Origin of the sequence: Streptomyces sp. NBC_01515 (genome assembly GCF_045040345.1) — a bacterium.
Lineage (GTDB): Bacteria > Actinomycetota > Actinomycetes > Streptomycetales > Streptomycetaceae > Streptomyces.
The window spans coordinates 2,401,996-2,414,291 of record NZ_CP109416.1; the positions used below are offsets into that span (position 1 = coordinate 2,401,996).

At 70.9% G+C, this 12,296-nt stretch carries 16 protein-coding genes; 9 read left to right on the forward strand and 7 right to left on the reverse strand.

Annotation, left to right across the window (positions count from 1 at the left end; translation table 11 throughout):
* The first annotated feature begins 89 nt into the window (after window positions 1-89).
* Window positions 90-599 (forward strand): winged helix-turn-helix transcriptional regulator, encoded by a 510-nt coding sequence (locus OG407_RS10495; protein ID WP_405857165.1) that lies wholly within the window; start codon window positions 90-92, stop codon window positions 597-599.
* A gap of 38 nt (window positions 600-637) precedes the next feature.
* Here the strand turns inward: OG407_RS10495 and OG407_RS10500 are convergent, their stop codons facing one another.
* The 3 genes from OG407_RS10500 to OG407_RS10510 all read right to left on the reverse strand — a co-directional run bounded on the left by OG407_RS10500 (window position 638) and on the right by OG407_RS10510 (window position 3,515).
* Entirely contained in the window at window positions 638-1,249 is a 612-nt protein-coding gene (locus OG407_RS10500; RefSeq protein ID WP_405868356.1) for a cupin domain-containing protein, read from the reverse strand.
* Window positions 1,250-1,416: 167 nt separating this feature from the next.
* Complete coding sequence (locus tag OG407_RS10505; protein WP_405857167.1) at window positions 1,417-2,343, reverse strand: PmoA family protein; 927 nt, start codon at window positions 2,341-2,343, stop codon at window positions 1,417-1,419.
* Window positions 2,340-3,515, reverse strand: a complete 1,176-nt coding sequence (locus OG407_RS10510; RefSeq protein ID WP_405857169.1) for a Gfo/Idh/MocA family protein — start codon at window positions 3,513-3,515, stop codon at window positions 2,340-2,342. The genes OG407_RS10505 and OG407_RS10510 overlap by 4 nt, the downstream gene beginning before the upstream one ends.
* Before the next feature lie 320 nt (window positions 3,516-3,835).
* On the opposite strand from OG407_RS10510, the gene OG407_RS10515 reads away from it, so the two are divergent.
* On the forward strand, window positions 3,836-4,711 hold the full coding sequence (locus OG407_RS10515) for an undecaprenyl-diphosphate phosphatase (RefSeq protein WP_405857171.1): 876 nt from the start codon (window positions 3,836-3,838) through the stop codon (window positions 4,709-4,711).
* A 1-nt stretch (window position 4,712) separates the two neighbouring features.
* Here OG407_RS10515 and OG407_RS10520 read toward each other — a convergent pair whose 3' ends face one another.
* Window positions 4,713-5,273: a carboxymuconolactone decarboxylase family protein gene (locus OG407_RS10520; RefSeq protein ID WP_405857173.1), complete on the reverse strand. Its 561-nt coding sequence runs from the start codon at window positions 5,271-5,273 to the stop codon at window positions 4,713-4,715.
* Between the two features lie 165 nt (window positions 5,274-5,438).
* Between OG407_RS10520 and OG407_RS10525 the strand changes: the two genes are divergently transcribed.
* The 3 genes from OG407_RS10525 (at window position 5,439) to OG407_RS10535 (ending at window position 6,532) form a co-directional block, all read left to right on the forward strand.
* Window positions 5,439-5,717: a winged helix-turn-helix transcriptional regulator gene (locus OG407_RS10525; protein ID WP_405868358.1), complete on the forward strand. Its 279-nt coding sequence runs from the start codon at window positions 5,439-5,441 to the stop codon at window positions 5,715-5,717.
* 7 nt (window positions 5,718-5,724) lie between these two features.
* Window positions 5,725-6,243 carry a DUF1877 family protein gene (locus OG407_RS10530; RefSeq protein ID WP_405857175.1) on the forward strand — a complete coding sequence of 173 codons (519 nt, stop codon included), beginning with the start codon at window positions 5,725-5,727 and terminating at the stop codon, window positions 6,241-6,243.
* 109 nt (window positions 6,244-6,352) lie between these two features.
* Entirely contained in the window at window positions 6,353-6,532 is a 180-nt protein-coding gene (locus OG407_RS10535; protein WP_328684689.1) for a hypothetical protein, read from the forward strand.
* Window positions 6,533-6,535: 3 nt separating this feature from the next.
* Here the strand turns inward: OG407_RS10535 and OG407_RS10540 are convergent, their stop codons facing one another.
* Window positions 6,536-7,276, reverse strand: coding sequence for an SDR family NAD(P)-dependent oxidoreductase (locus OG407_RS10540; protein ID WP_405857177.1), 741 nt, complete (start codon window positions 7,274-7,276; stop codon window positions 6,536-6,538).
* A 92-nt stretch (window positions 7,277-7,368) separates the two neighbouring features.
* On the opposite strand from OG407_RS10540, the gene OG407_RS10545 reads away from it, so the two are divergent.
* Entirely contained in the window at window positions 7,369-7,890 is a 522-nt protein-coding gene (locus OG407_RS10545) for a nuclear transport factor 2 family protein (RefSeq protein ID WP_405857179.1), read from the forward strand.
* 67 nt (window positions 7,891-7,957) lie between these two features.
* Complete coding sequence (gene lnt / locus OG407_RS10550) at window positions 7,958-9,532, forward strand: apolipoprotein N-acyltransferase (protein ID WP_405857181.1); 1,575 nt, start codon at window positions 7,958-7,960, stop codon at window positions 9,530-9,532.
* Here the strand turns inward: lnt and OG407_RS10555 are convergent.
* The gene (locus OG407_RS10555) at window positions 9,450-10,361 is read right to left on the reverse strand and encodes a Gfo/Idh/MocA family protein (protein ID WP_405857183.1); all 912 of its coding nucleotides are present in this window, start codon (window positions 10,359-10,361) and stop codon (window positions 9,450-9,452) included. The genes lnt and OG407_RS10555 overlap by 83 nt on opposite strands.
* Window positions 10,362-10,467: 106 nt before the next feature.
* On the opposite strand from OG407_RS10555, the gene OG407_RS10560 reads away from it, so the two are divergent.
* Together OG407_RS10560 and OG407_RS10565 are read left to right on the forward strand one after the other, a co-directional pair.
* A complete protein-coding gene (locus OG407_RS10560; RefSeq protein WP_405857185.1) occupies window positions 10,468-10,980 on the forward strand; it encodes a DinB family protein in 513 nt (170 codons plus the stop codon).
* Window positions 10,981-11,117: 137 nt separating this feature from the next.
* A complete protein-coding gene (locus OG407_RS10565) occupies window positions 11,118-11,606 on the forward strand; it encodes a hypothetical protein (RefSeq protein ID WP_405857187.1) in 489 nt (162 codons plus the stop codon).
* Window positions 11,607-11,670: 64 nt separating this feature from the next.
* Here the strand turns inward: OG407_RS10565 and OG407_RS10570 are convergent, their stop codons facing one another.
* Entirely contained in the window at window positions 11,671-12,237 is a 567-nt protein-coding gene (locus OG407_RS10570) for a hypothetical protein (protein WP_405857189.1), read from the reverse strand.
* Window positions 12,238-12,296 lie beyond the last annotated feature (59 nt).

Genomic DNA, 12,296 nt, shown 5'->3' on the forward strand with positions numbered 1-12,296 from the left:
ACTACCAGTGAGTAGGAAATCCAAACTCACCATAACCCTGTCAGTTGGAAAAACAAACCCACCCCTGGATCGGCCCTAGACTGGACGCCATGCTCACCCCAAAAGACAAGCCCACCCCAAAAGACAAGCCCGCCCCCAAAGACCCGCGCCCCTGTTCCATCGCCGACGCGCTCGCACTCGTCGGCGAGAAGTACTCCCTGCTCGTCCTGAGGGAGGTGTGCCTCGGCAACCGCCGCTTCGACCAGCTGGTCCGCAACATCGGCGCCCCGCGCGACGTCCTGGCCACCCGGCTGCGCCGCCTCGTCGACGCCGGGATCCTGACCCGGCGGACGTACAGCGAGCACCCGCAGCGCTTCGAGTACCGGCCCACCGAAGCGGGGCTCGAACTGGAGCCGGTCCTGATGACCCTCATGGCGTGGGGCGACCGCCATCTCCGGAGGGATCAGCTCGACCGCCCCATGGTGATCGAGCACATCTGCGGCAACGAACTGGTCCCCGCCGTCACCTGCACGGCCTGCGGCGCCTCGGTCCACCACCAGGACCTGACGGCCCACCCGCAGACACCGGGCTGGACGGTGACAGGCCCGACGGCGGCCTGACCCGAAAGCCAGGCCCCGGAGCCGCTCCCCCTACCGACCTACTGCCCCTTGTAGACGTCCAACCGCCCACACATCCCGAACTTCCCGTACACAGACGGCTGTTCGGCCCGTACCGCAGCACCCGCAAGGTGCGAGAAGTCACCCTGTTCCAGCCGGTCGAGCTGCGCCCCCGTAGCCGCAGCGGCGGCCCGCGCCCCCCGCTCCCAGCGCTCGCGCCACTCCGCGAGCCGGGGCCGTACCAACGCGGCGGCGGCCCGCTGGAACGCGGCCAGCGCTTCCGGGCCCTCGGCGTCACGCAGCGCCCGGTAGCCCTCCAGGGCGAGGTCGCGCCGGGCACGCGCGACGCGTTCCTGCTCCGCCTCCGGCGCCTCGGCCGGGATCACGGTGACGGAGGCGTACGTCTCCGGGTCGGTGAGGTACTGCGGAGGCAGCGTGAGCACCGCGTCCCCCGCCTCGGGCAGGCCGCTGTTCTGCATGAGGACGGTGATGCGCAGGTCGGCCTCGTTGACGAGCCGGTGGATGGTACCCGGCGTGAACCAGGCGACCGTTCCGGCCGCGAGCGGCGTCACCTCGTACCCGGACGTCGTGAGCGTCTGCACCGCACCCCGCCCGCCGGTGACGACGTACCCCTCCGAACAGGTCAGGTGCATATGGGGAGTTCCGCCGCACAATCCGTCGCCACTGCCGACCTCGGCAGGCCAGTCGTAGACCGACAGATGCGAGACGGCGACCCCGCCCGGCAGCCCGGAAAACCCTTCAGCGGCCCCTGCGTTCACCACAGGTCCGTTCACCACAGATGTGTTCACCACAGGCGTGTTCACCACGGACGCGCCTCCAGGTACTTGGCGATCTCCTCCCGCTCCCACGCCCCGTCGGCCACGACGACCCGGTAGCGCCGGGTGAGCGTGTCGCCGGGGTCGAGCACCAGCTCGCCGTAGAAGGCGTAGGAGGGGGCGATTCCCGCGAACGGCTCGTTGCGTACGAACCAGTGATCGGGGTGGGAGCCCTGGGCGCCTGCGTGGTCGTTCTCGGGCGCGTGCGCGAAGACGACCGTCGCGTGGCCGTCGGTGCCGTCGTGCTCTCCGGAGACGGCGAGCCAGGGGCCCTGGGAGCCCATCAGCTCGGGGCCCTCGCCGTCGGGGCCGATGATGCGGCCGTCGCGGAAGGCGCGCGGGCCGCGCCAGAAGAGGCCCGTGTAGCCGGCCGCCTCGCGCCCGTGGGTGGTCGGGCTGCCGAAGAGAAGGGGCTCGTCACGGCGGTTGGTCACGGCGCTCGTCCAGGTCAGCGCCCAGGAACCCGACTCCGTGTCGACGTCGTGCACCTCGATCCGGCGCTGCTCGTCGGCCCAGAGTTCGCCGCTGTGCGGGTGCCAGGTGAGCCGCTCGGCGATCACGAGACGCGCATCGTCGGCGTCGATCTCGTCGAAGGCGACATGGGCCATCGACCCGACCCGCTCCGGGAGTTGGAGATACCCCTCACCGTGAACGTATGTGTTGCCGCCCCACAGGTTCTGGCCCGACAGATGCGAGGCGGTGAACTGCAGGCCCTTGTGCCAGCGGTGGTCGTTGGGCCGGTAGTCCGTGACGACGTCACCGGCCAGCGTCCTGATCGGGTGGAGGTACGGCTTCGGCGCCTCCCAGGCGGCCTCGGGCCGGTACACATAGCTGAACAGCTCGACGCCGGTGGCCGGTTCGGTCACCGTGATGCGGTCCCCGTGGGCATGGACGATACGCAGGCCGGTCACGCCGACACCTCCTCGCGCGCCACGGGCGCCCAGCCGGGGGCGCCGCCGTGCAGCGCCGTGTAATAGGGGTCTCCGGGGCCGATCTCGCCGGCCCGTACGGTCGTGTCCGTGAACGCCGACTTGTAGAGCGCGGTGATCAGTTCGAGGCTGGTGCGGCCGTCCGTGCCGCTGCTGCGCGGCCGTTCGCCGGCCCGCATGCTCACGACGAGTTCACGCAGCTGCTCCAGGTGCGAACTCGGCACGTCCGGCCCGAAGTCCTGCCAGGCCGCGGCCTCCTCGCCCGACACGTCCGGGGCGGGCGTGATGCGCCAGTTGTCGTTGCTGTGCCCGTACAGGTGGGTGAGTTCGACGGTCGCGCGCTCGCAGTCGATGCGGATACGGCTGACCTCGTCGGGGCTCAGGACGCTGTTCACGACGGTGGCCAGCGCGCCGTTCTCGAAGCGCACCAGCGCGGTCGAGACGTCCTCGGTCTCCACGTCGTGGACCAGCCGCCCGGCCATCGCCTTCACCTCGCTCCACGGCCCGAGCAGATCGAGCAGCAGATCCATCTGGTGGATGCCGTGCCCCATGGCGGGACCGCCGCCCTCGGTCTCCCAACGCCCGCGCCAGGGCACGGCGTAGTAAGCGGTGTCGCGGTACCAGGTGGTCTGGCAGTGCGCCACGAGCGGCCGCCCCATCGCCTGCTCGGCGAGCAGCCGGCGCACATGCCGGGACCCCGACCCGAAGCGATGCTGAAAGACGATCGAGGCGTAAGGCCCCCCGTGCTCGCCCTCTTCGCCCTCTACGGCGTCGAAGTCGGCCAGCGTCGGCACCGGCGGCTTCTCGCACCAGACCCAGGCGCCGGCCCGCAGCGCGGCGATCGTCTGCGCACGGTGCAGGGTCGGCGGGGTGCAGATGGTGACAAGGTCGGGCCGCTGTTCCCGGAGCATCTGCTCCAGGTCGGTGTAGGCGTGCGGGATCCCGGCCTCGGCGCAGAAGGACTCGACCGACGTGGCATCGATGTCAACGGCGGCGACGACCTCGGTCCCGCCCTCCTCGGCGAGCCGCGCGAGCGCCGGGAAATGGGAGCCGCGGCCGATGGCACCGGCGCCGACCACCGCGGCCCTGATGCGCCGGCCGGCGAGCGGCGTCAAGGGCTCGAACGCCCCGGGGTCGGTGGCGGGTGTGGACATGGTCGTGATCAGCACTCCTCCGGGGAACAGCGAGCGCATGCAGCAAGCGCTTTCCTCCGCTGCAACGTATGCGCCGCCCCCGCAGCTGGTCAACACCGCGAACCCGGAGTCGTCGGACCACTCGTGAAACCTCTGTGTACGGAGTCGCGCAACGGCCCTGAAACCTCTGCGCCCGGAGTCCCACAACCGCCCTGAAACCCCTGTGTCGGGCCTGTCACACCGGGACGCTACGCTGCCCCTCACACACACTCGTTCACCGCGCGCGGCGTTTTGGTGTGTCCTTTGCCCCTCCACGATCAGCACTTGGACTCCGTAACTCCATGTCTTGGTTTGAATCCCTCATCCTCGGACTCGTCCAGGGGCTGACCGAGTTCCTCCCCGTCTCCTCCAGCGCGCATCTGCGGCTCACGGCGGCCTTCTCGGGCTGGGAGGACCCGGGCGCGGCCTTCACCGCGATCACCCAGCTCGGCACGGAGGCGGCGGTGCTGATCTATTTCCGCCAGGATGTCGGGCGGATTCTCGCCGCGTGGTTCCGATCACTCACCAACAAGGAGATGCGGCGCGACCACGACGCCCAGATGGGCTGGCTGGTGATCGTCGGCTCCATCCCGATCGGCGTGCTCGGCGTGACCCTCAAGGACCAGATCGAGGGCCCGTTCCGCGACCTGCGCGTCACCGCCACGATGCTGATCGTGATGGGCATCGTCATCGGCATCGCCGACCGCCTCGCGGCCCGCGACGAGAACGGCGGCCGGCACCGGGCCCCCAAGCAGCGCAAGACCCTGGTGGACCTCAACACCAAGGACGGCCTGCTCTACGGCCTCTGCCAGGCGATGGCCCTCGTCCCCGGCGTCTCCCGCTCGGGCGCGACCATCAGCGGCGGTCTCTTCATGGGCTACACCCGCGAGGCGGCGGCCCGTTACTCCTTCCTCCTCGCCATGCCGGCCGTACTGGCCTCCGGCGCCTTCGAGTTGAAGGACGCGGCGGAGGAAGGGCATGTCGCGTGGGGGCCGACGATGTTCGCGACGTTGATCGCTTTCGTGGTCGGATATGCCGTAATTGCATGGTTCATGAAGTTCATCTCCCACAAGAGCTTCATGCCGTTCGTCTACTACCGCGTCGCCCTCGGCATCGTCATCATCGCGCTGGTGACGGCGGGCGCGCTGAGCCCGCACGCGGCGGAGTCGGCGGGCTGAGTCAACTCCCGGGCAGGGCAAGGGCCCAGGGCTCGGGATCGATCCCGACGCCGTTGGCGACGTAGGCGATGGTGCGGTACCACCCGGCCAGCACGAGGAACTCGATCGCTTCGGGCTCGTCGAGGTGCTCCCGCAGGCCGGACCAGACCGGGTCGCTCAGCCGGGCGCCGGCGTGGAGTTCGTCGACGGCTCGGAGCAACGCGGACTGCCGGGGCGACCAGGCAGGATCGTCGGAAGCGCCGGTCGCGGTCAAAGTGACCTGCCGTTGGGTGAGTTGAGCGGCCTCGGCGTACGTCGCCATGTGGACGCCCCACTCGTAGGCGCAGCCGGAGCGGGCGCAGACGCGGGCGATGACGAGTTCGCGGTCGGCGGCGCCCAGGAGGCCGTGGACGAGGAGCCCGGCGCCCAACGCCCGCATGCGGGAGGCGAGTTCCGGGTGGCGTTCGAGGACCTTGAAGAGCATCAGGGGTTCGCGGGTGACGCCGGGTGGCATCCAGCGGTGCAGGGCGCGGTCGGTCTCGGGGGTGTAGGGCGGGGTGACACCTTCGATGCGCTGTTTCATGTCCGGGTTCACGTCTACCGACTCTTGCGCTTCTGAAATCGAAGCGCAAGGGTGAGCCAGGAGTTCGTACCAGGCGATCACCATGTGCCGGGCGAGGAGGCCCAGTTGGAACCGACCCCCACCCCCGGTCACCCCGTGCGCGGATCGTCCACCGGCCGCCCGGTCATGGCCGCGCTCGACCTCCTCGGCCGACGCTGGACACTCCGCGCGATCTGGGAACTCCACCGGCACGGCACCCCGATCGGCTTCCGCGACCTGCGACGCCGCTGCGACAACATGTCCTCCAGCGTCCTGTCCACCCGGCTGACGGAGCTGCGCGAGGCGGACATCGCGGGGCAGACGCCGGACGGGGCCTGGCAGTTGACCCCGCTCGGCGCGGACCTCGTGGCGGCGATGGGGCCGTTGCTGGAGTGGTCGCGGGTGTGGGCCGAGCGGCGGGGGTGACCAACTCATGGCGCTGACACAGCAGTTCGCCCGCGTGACGCCCGACTACCTCGACCGCTGCCGCACTTCGGCCCTCACCTCGCCCGGCGCGTCCCCGGGCTGGGATCCACCGGACGGCGACCTGCTCGACACGGGCTGGGCACTGTGGGGCCTCATCCGCTACTGCCGGTCGACCGGCGCCGACCCGGAGGCGATCGCGTTGCTCGACCGGGCCGTCTCGGGCGATCCCGACGGGAATGTGGGATTCCTGGACCACGACGACGTGTACGACGGCTTCGGCGATCCGCCTCGACTGCTCGCTCCAGCCGCGGTCGCCGACGTCGCCGCCGCACTGGACCGCCTCCAACTCGGCGACCTGCTCGCGGACATGCCGGCGTCCGCCGAAGTCGCGGCCGACGTCTGCGGGTTCGGCCCCCGGTCCGACATCGACGTACGGGAACATCTGACCGAACACTTCGTCGCCCTGCGGGAGTTCTACCGGACCGCCGCACGTCACACCCAGTGCGTCGTCACGTGGATCGACTGAGCGTCCGGGCCGCGCCGGGCGCTCCGCTCAACCCGCCCGTGACCAAGCCCATACGGTCTGAGTAGCCGTCCGGTAGCGCAGTGTCAGTCCTTGCCCCTAGGCTGTTCACATGTCCCCCGATTCCGTGGCCCCTGGTTCCGTGCGGTCTGCTTCCGAGGTGAACGAGCAGATCCGGGCACTCTGGCTGCGTGCGGGCGGCTCGCTCTCCACCGAAGAGCGCGAGGAATACGAGCTGTTGGTGGTCGAGTGGGCCAAGGCGATACGTGACGAGGTCATCGCGGCGGCCTGAAGCTCACCGCCCGCCGGACACCCGCACCACCGTCCCCGTCGCGTAGGACGCCTCCGGTGACATCAACCAGGCGATGGCCGCGGCGACTTCCTCGGGCTGACCGGCGCGGCGCAGCGGGATCGACGCCGCCAACCGCTCGGCGCGGTCCGGGTCGCCGGACCTCCCGTGGATCTCCGTGTCGATGACGCCGGGTGCGACCGCGTTGACGCGGATGCCGTCGGGGCCGAGTTCCTTGGCCAGGCCCAGGGTGAGGGTGTCGACGGCGGCCTTCGTCGCGGCGTAGTGGACGTAGTCGCCGGGGCTGCCGAGGGTGGCGGCGGCGGACGAGACGTTCACGATCACGCCGTTTCCTCGTGCCGTCATCGCACGTGCCGCGCGGCGTGAACACAGCAGCGTGCCCAGCAGGTTGACCTCGACGACGCGGCGCAGATCGGCGGGTTCGGTGTCGGCGAGGCGGCCGAACGGGCCGGTCACCCCGGCGTTGTTCACCAGCCCGGTGACCGGGCCGAGTTGCTTCTCGGCCACCGTGAAGAGCCGCTCGACGTCCGCCTCGACGGACGTGTCCGCCCGTACGCAGACCGAACGGGCACCGGCCCGCCGTACCGCCTCCGCGACGTCCTCTGCGGCCTGCGCGTCCCGGAGGTGGCCCACCACCACGTCGTGCCCGTCCTCCGCGAGCCGTCGGCAGGTCGCGGCGCCGATCCCCCGGCTGCCCCCGGTGACGACCGTGACAAGACGTTTCATGAGCACTCCTCGCGACGACGACCACCGAATGTTCCCCACCTTGTATCCGCGTCCCCCTTGGCGCGACACGCTCCGTAGCCAACACTGAGCCGATGACGCAGCGTGTGGAACTGGCGATTGTGATGGACCGGCTGGCCGTGGACGAAGTGATCACCGAATACGCGGTGGCGGTGGACGACGGCGACTGGGAGGCGTACCGGAAACTGTTCGCCCCGAACGGGCGTGCCGACTACCGGTCCGCCGGAGGGATCGAGGGGAACGCGGAAGAGATCGCCGGGTGGCTCACGGAGAGCCTGGGACTGTTCTCGATGCGGCAGCATCTGATCGTGAACCGGCGGATCCACTTCGGAGCCCTGGATCAGCACACCGACGACACCGCACGCGTCCAGGCCGACTACGTCAATCCGATGCGCTTCGCCAGGGACAAGGAACAGGATCAGGACGAGGAGAGCAACGGCGACGGCGACCGCTCCCCCGCTCCCGACTTCGTGTGCGGCGGGCGGTACGCGTTCGGGCTGCTGCGGACGCACGACGGCTGGCGGCTGACCGAGGTCGTCGTGGAGGAGAAGTGGCGGCGCCTTCCCGAGCGGCGCCCGGAAGCCGTGGTCCACTGATACGACCGGTTCGGCGTCCGCTGTCCGCGGCACGCACACCGGAGCCACCAGCGGGTAGGGGGTTCACATGAAGAACTTCGGCGACTGGCTCGTCTCCCCCTGGCGGCGTTCCCTGCTCGCCGTGCTCGCGGGCGCCCTGCCCGTGTTCGCGTTTCCGGCGCCGTCCCTGTGGTGGTTCGCCTACGTAGCGCTCGTCCCCTGGATCCTGCTGACGCGCTCGGCGCCGACCGGGCGGCGGGCGGTCTACGACGGCTGGTTCGGGGGGCTCGGGTTCATGCTGGCCGTGCACAGCTGGCTGGTGCCGAGCCTGAGTGTGTTCATCGTGGTCATCGCGGGGCTGCTGGGCGTGCTGTGGGCGCCGTGGGGCTGGCTGGTGCGCCGCTTCCTCGGGGGCGTGCCGTCGCCCCGGCGTGGCGGTGCCGCGCTGCTGGTGCTGCCCTCGGGCTGGCTGATGGTCGAACTCGTCCGGTCCTGGCAGGGGTTGGGCGGTCCCTGGGGGCTGCTCGGCTCCACCCAGTGGCAGGTTGAACCGGCGTTGCGGCTCGCGTCCGTCGGCGGGGTGTGGCTGCTGAGCTTCCTGGTCGTGGCCGTCAACGTCGCGGTCGCCGTCCTTGTCGCCGTGCGCGAGTCCCGGGTGCCCGCCGTCGCCGGTCTCCTGGCCACCGCCGCCGCTACCTCCGCGGCCTGGGTGTGGTCGCCGCGCCCCGACGTCGACGGCCGCGTCCGGATCGCCGTCGTACAGCCCGGGATCATCGACGGCGACGAGAGCGGCGCCCGGCGCTTCGACCGCGAGGAGCAGCTGACCCGCCAACTGGCCGGTCGGAACGTCGACTTGATCGCCTGGGGCGAGAGCAGCGTCAGCTTCGACCTGACCAAACGGCCCGATCTCGCGCGCCGTATCGCCGCCCTCTCCAAGGAGACCGGCGCCGACATCCTGGTCAACGTGGACGCCCAGCGCTCCGACAAGCCCGGCATCTACAAGAGCTCGATCCTGGTCGGCCCGAAGGGTCTCACCGGCGACCGCTACGACAAGATGCGGCTCGTCCCCTTCGGGGAGTACATCCCGTTCCGCTCGCTGCTCGGCTGGGCCACCTCCGTCGGCAAGGCGGCGGGCGTGGACCGCAGGCACGGCACCGAGCAGGTCGTGATGAACGTGGGGCACGGGCTGCGCATCGGCCCACTGATCTGCTTCGAGACCGCGTTCCCCGACATGAGCCGCCACCTCGCCCAGGACGGCGCCGACGTCCTGCTCGCGCAGTCGTCGACCTCGTCGTTCCAGAACAGCTGGGCCCCCGAACAGCACGCCACCCTCGCCGCCCTCCGCGCAGCCGAGACCGGCCGCCCGATCGTCCACGCCACCCTGACCGGCGTCTCCGCCGTCTACGGCCCCAGCGGCCGGCGCATCGGCTCCTGGCTGGGCACGAACAAGAGCACCACCCAGGTCTACGACGTCCCGCTCGCCCACGGCATCACGCCGTACGTCCGCTACGGCGCCTGGCCGGTGGGGATGGCGCCGCTGATCCTCGCGGCCATGTGTGCCGGCGAGGGGGTACAGGCGCTCAGGCTGCGGCGGACCGGTCCGCGACCTCTCGTACCACCCGCTCGCACAGCTCATGAGTCGCCAGCGCGTCCCGGGCGCTGAGCACCTTGCCGGCGCGTACGGCGTCGAGGAACGTGAGGACGGCCTGCTCGATGCCGCGCTGCCGGGCCACCGGAACCCAGTCCCCTCGGCGCCGTACCGTCGGCTGGCCCTTGTGGTCGACGACCTCGGCGAGGTTGAGGACCTGACGCTTGGTGTCCTGGCCGGAGACCTCCAGGATCTCCTCGACCGAGCCGCTGAGCCGGTTCATCACCCCGAGCGCGGTGAAGCCGTCGCCGGAGAGCTGGAGCACGAGGTGGTGCAGCAGTCCGTCCCGGGTGCGGGCGCGCACGGTCACGTCCTCGACCGGGCCCGGCACCAGGAACCGCAGGGTGTCCACGACGTGGATGAAGTCGTCCAGGATCATCGCGCGCGGCTCCTCCGGGAGCCCGATCCGATTCTTCTGCATGAGGATCAACTCGCGCGGGTGGTCGAGGCACTGCGCGTACCCAGGGGCGTGGCGGCGGTTGAAGCCGACCGCGAGTGACACGTTCCGCTCCTCCGCGAGCCGCACCAGCCGCTCGGAGTCGGCGAGTTCGTAGGCGAGCGGCTTGTCGACGTATGTCGGTACGCCCGCCTCAAGGAGCCGGGTGACGATCTCGGGGTGCACGATCGTGGGCGCGTGCACGAACGCGGCGTCGAGGCCCTGCGCGAGGAGCGCGTCGAGGTCGGTGTGCCGCCGGTCCGCCGGGAGGTGCAGGCCGTCGGCGACCCGGGCAAGGGTGGCGGGCGTGCGGGTCTGCAGATGCAGCTCGCCCCCGGGCAGCCCGCCGAGAACCGGCAGGTAGGCCTTCTGTGCGATGTCTCCGAGCCCGATGCAGCCGACCTTCACGGAGTCTCCCAACGCTCGCCCAGCGGTACCTCGTGTACCTCCTCGGAAGGATACGGCGGGGGAATATCCGCTGGTGCGGGCGGGCGGAGCACGCGAGGATGCGGGGATGACCATCGAGCGCAGTGAACCCGCCACCACCGCCGACGAACGCACCATGCTGGAGGGCTGGCTCACGTACCACCGGGCGACCCTCGCCTGGAAGTGCGAGGGCCTGACCGACGAACAGTTGAGGACCGCTTCGGTGGAGCCGTCCAACATGACGCTCATGGGCCTGGTGCGGCACATGGCGGAGGTGGAGCGGAGCTGGTACCGCCGGGTCATGTCGGACGAGCAGTTGACCCCGATCTACTACAGCGACGAGGACCCGGACGGCGATTTCCACGTCACCGAGGCGGACACCTGGGCGGAGGCGTACGCGACCTGGCAGGCCGAGATCGAGGCGGCGAACGAGCACGCGGCCCGGTTCGCCCTGGACGACGTCTCCGTGGGCAAGCACCGGCGCACCGGCGAGCGCTTCAACCTGCGCTGGATCCACACCCACATGATCGAGGAGTACGCCCGGCACAACGGCCACGCCGACCTGCTGCGCGAGCGGATCGACGGGAACACCGGTGACTGACACCGGCGGCTGACGTCACGTCACCCGTCACCCGGAGCGGGCGCGCGCCGTCCGTAAGGGGTCGGAGATCACCCGTGTGGGGCATCATCCGCCCGTCCGCTGTCCCAACCAGGTCCGGAACCAGCAGAGTTGCGCGGGTGCATCGAACGACGACCACCGCAACTCTCCTGGTCACCGTGGCTGTCTCAGCCCTCTCCGGCTGTGTGACGGTCCAGCGGCCGGCGGCCCCCGCTCCCCCGGCCGCACCGACCCAAGCGTCGGTGCCGCGCCCGGACGGCAGCGCGGAGCCGCAGGTCGTACAGGCCCCGGCGCGGGAGGCGCTGGAACTGATCAGCCCGTCCCACCGCCCCAAACCCGCCACGCATCCGCCGCACCACGCACCGGTCCCGCCCCCGCAGGCGGCCCAGGAACCGGTCCCCCGCTCGCACCAGCACTCCCACCCGCAGGCGCACCCCCATCCGCACCCGAAGCCGCACCACCCCCGGCAGCCGGGCGCGGACATCCCGAACGTGGTCAAGTCGGTGCCGAAGAACACGCAGGACGTCTGCGCCCTGGGCAAGAAGTACGGCGGCTGGCAGTCGGACAGCCCGCAGTCGATCATCTGCGGCCAGACGTACGGCCGTTGAGGCGCCGGGGACTCCGGGGCCACTGCCACCACCCGGACCCCGGGACCCCTGTCCCGACCGGACCCTACGGCCGCTGTCTCGGCGGTCCCCAGCTCTCGCCCGCGCCCCCGTCGCCCAGCCGCAGCTCCAGCCGGCCGATCGCGGCCCGCACCCCGTTGCCGTAACCGTCGTCGGTGAGGACGGTGCAGGCGTCGCGGGCGCGGCGGATGTGGGTGCGGGCGGCGTCCGGGCGGTCGAGCTTCACGTAGTCGGCGGCGAGGTTGAGGTGCAGGGAGGGGTAGAAGGCGCGGATCGCGGTCGCCCCCTCCTGGCCGGCGTCCACAACGTCCGCGTCCGCGACATCCCCGAGGTCTCCGGGGTGTCCCGCGTCCCGCCCGTCCCCCAGCTCGTCCGCCGCCGACAACGCCCTTAGATCCCAGGCCAGTTCGTCGGTCGGGTCGTCCTGGGTGTCGGCGAGGTAGTGGGCCAGGGTGCAGCGGTGGAGCGGGTCGCCGTCCTCGCCCAGCTCCACCCAGAGGCCCAGCAGCCGGTCCCGGGCCTCCTCGCGGTCGCCGCCGTGGTGCAGCATGACGATCTGTCCGATCCGCGTCAGCAGAGCGTCCGGCGCCGCCTGCTCCTGTCGCTCCGCCACCGCGTCCTCCGCACTCGCCAGCCACCCTGGCTGTCCCTGTCGACGCTAACCGCAGCCAC